Raw genomic sequence first — 2,434 nt, forward strand, 5'->3', positions numbered from 1 at the left:
ATGATGGCAGAGAGGTCACACCCGTTCCCATACCGAACACGGAAGTTAAGCTCTCTAGCGCCGATGGTAGTTGGGACCTTGTCCCTGTGAGAGTAGGACGTCGCCAAGCAAAAACCTAAGTCGTTTCGACTTAGGTTTTTTTGTGTTTATTTTTATTATTTTAAATTTAAAGGTAAGAATTACCTTTATAAGAATATAGTCCAGATGTAACAAGAATGTTTGTGATCTTATATAAAAAGGTTATATGAAAAGTAGCAATCTAGCTCTTTTAACATAACCTTTTGTGTTTTTAAAGGATTTTACATTAGAAAAAATCTATAATTAAGGTAGTTAACATATATTTTTGATGGGTGTGGGGGATTATGAAAGAAATATGCATGTTATTAGTGGCTGTTATATTATGGGGCACAGCCATTGCGCCAACAAAATGGGCGTTAGAATCTATTCAGCCGTTTACTTTGTTGTTTATTCGTCTTTTCTTTGCAGGTGGAATTTGTATGCTATTCTCATTTAAGCAACTACAAAAATCAGTTGTACATAAAAAAGTTCCATGGAAAAGAATGAGTTTGTTAGCTTTTACCGGTGTAGCTGGTTATTTTATGTTTACATCCTACGGTATTTCTTTAACCAGTGGATTACATGTGAGTATTATAGATGCTGCATTACCATTAGTTACAATTCTTTTTTCAGCACTCTTTTTGAAAGAGAAAATTCGATTGAATTATTGGATAGGAATTATATTGGGTGCTATAGGAGTACTCTTTATTACGATTCCATCTAAAAGTGCTAATCAAGAAGTGTCTTTAATAGGAGATATACTGATATTATTAAGTACTTTTCTATTTGCTTTCTACACAGTTTTGCTAAAACGGCCAAAACAAGAACAGTATTTATCAAACGAGGTTTTTACAACATTAACTTTAATTATTGGAGCTGTTATTCTCTTACCGTTTGCACTGGTAGAAATTTTTTATTACGGTCTCCCAAAGGTTGAAACTTGGAAAACGGGACTTAGTGTAATATACCTTGTTATTGGAGCAACAATTTTAGCATATTGGTTTTGGAATAAAGCGCTAGAGAGAGTTTCAGCATCAGTAAGCGGATTATATTTAAATGCATTACCATTAATAAGTATTGTTACTTCAATTATTCTATTAAATGAATCTCTGACATGGAGAGTAATAATGGGAGCGAGTTTAGTTTTAATCGGAGTAGGATGGGCGGATAAGCAAAAGTTATGTAATCTATTAAAAGGTAACAAGGTGGAGAATAGAGACTGTTAAACAGTATGATTTATATAATTGAAATGTTAAAAAGATACCTTATATATGAGGTATCTTTTTTATTTAGCAAAGATAATAGACTAAAGTTAGTATGGATATTCTTTGCTGTATTTATATGTGTCGAAATCATTTTGAAATATTGTTTGGACAAGTTGTATACATTCAGTATCATAAAAGCTTTCAAAAGTCGGATGACGTGGAAATAAAGGATCAGTAATATCGCCTTCGCTAAAATCCCCTTTATAAATCATGGCGGGAGTTTGATGATGCCATGATGTTGAGAACTCATTTATTGGTGCGGTTTTTAATTCGAAACGCTTTTCTAATTCTTTCATTTCCTGATCGAAGTTTTCTAAGTATATATAATTGGTCACATATTCTTCTTCACCAGCTATATATTGTTGTGTGAAATGTGGGTTAATATCACTTGCGTGAGCTCCTTTCATAAATAGATAGTATAGAAATTGTTTAAATGAGATCCCTTTGGAGGAATTTTCATCTTGATATAAAAACTTTCGGATGGGTTTCCATTCGGGATGTTCCATATAAGGAGGTCCAATTAAGGATACGAAAGAACTGACTGCTCTCCTATAAGGGTTACGAACAAGTTTAAAAGTTTCTTTTTGTTTTTCTCGTAGAGCTATTCCTAGTCGTACACTATAGGCAGGTGTACTTTTGTATATATCATATTCATAATTATGAATGAAAGGACTATAACTTAGAGCGGTTTGTAATAAATCAATCTGGTAAAAGAACCACTTAGCAAGAGAAGTACAACCGCTTTTTTGACTCCAAAATAGAATGATTGGAAACTTCCTATGATAGTGTGGGCTTCTTGAATGGGAGCTTATGATGTGTAATAAAGAAGGATTGAACAAGTTCTACACTCCTTTCAGTTATCTTATTGATATGTATGAGAAATAAAAGGGGGGTATGAGAGTCTTTTTCATCTTTTTAAAAAAAATGAAAGATTAATATTGACTATTATTATATAGAGGTGTAATATAGGACAAGTCGCTGATGACAATAACATCGCAAGTGACAAACGAAATGAAAAACTTAGTTGACATTGAAAGATGAAAATGTTAACATAAGGAAGTCGCAAATGAGCGACCAAGTAGTTCTTTGAAAACTGAACGAAACAAACAACG

The 2,434-nt window shown here is 32.8% G+C and carries 2 protein-coding genes and 1 rRNA gene; 2 read left to right on the plus strand and 1 reads right to left on the minus strand.

Annotated features, from left to right (window positions below; genetic code table 11):
- Window positions 1–109, plus strand: a 5S ribosomal RNA gene (rrf, locus tag ACTFR8_RS30250); the annotation flags it as partial.
- A gap of 253 nt (window positions 110–362) precedes the next feature.
- Window positions 363–1,283 (plus strand): DMT family transporter, encoded by a 921-nt coding sequence (locus tag ACTFR8_RS30255; RefSeq protein ID WP_000658284.1) that lies wholly within the window; start codon window positions 363–365, stop codon window positions 1,281–1,283.
- Between the two features lie 86 nt (window positions 1,284–1,369).
- On the opposite strand, the gene ACTFR8_RS30260 is transcribed toward ACTFR8_RS30255, so the two are convergent.
- Window positions 1,370–2,161 (minus strand): sulfotransferase family 2 domain-containing protein, encoded by a 792-nt coding sequence (locus ACTFR8_RS30260; protein WP_000483015.1) that lies wholly within the window; start codon window positions 2,159–2,161, stop codon window positions 1,370–1,372.
- Between the last annotated feature and the right edge of the window lie 273 nt (window positions 2,162–2,434).

Origin of the sequence: Bacillus cereus group sp. MYBK15-3 (genome assembly GCF_051916765.1) — a bacterium.
GTDB lineage: Bacteria > Bacillota > Bacilli > Bacillales > Bacillaceae_G > Bacillus_A > Bacillus_A cereus.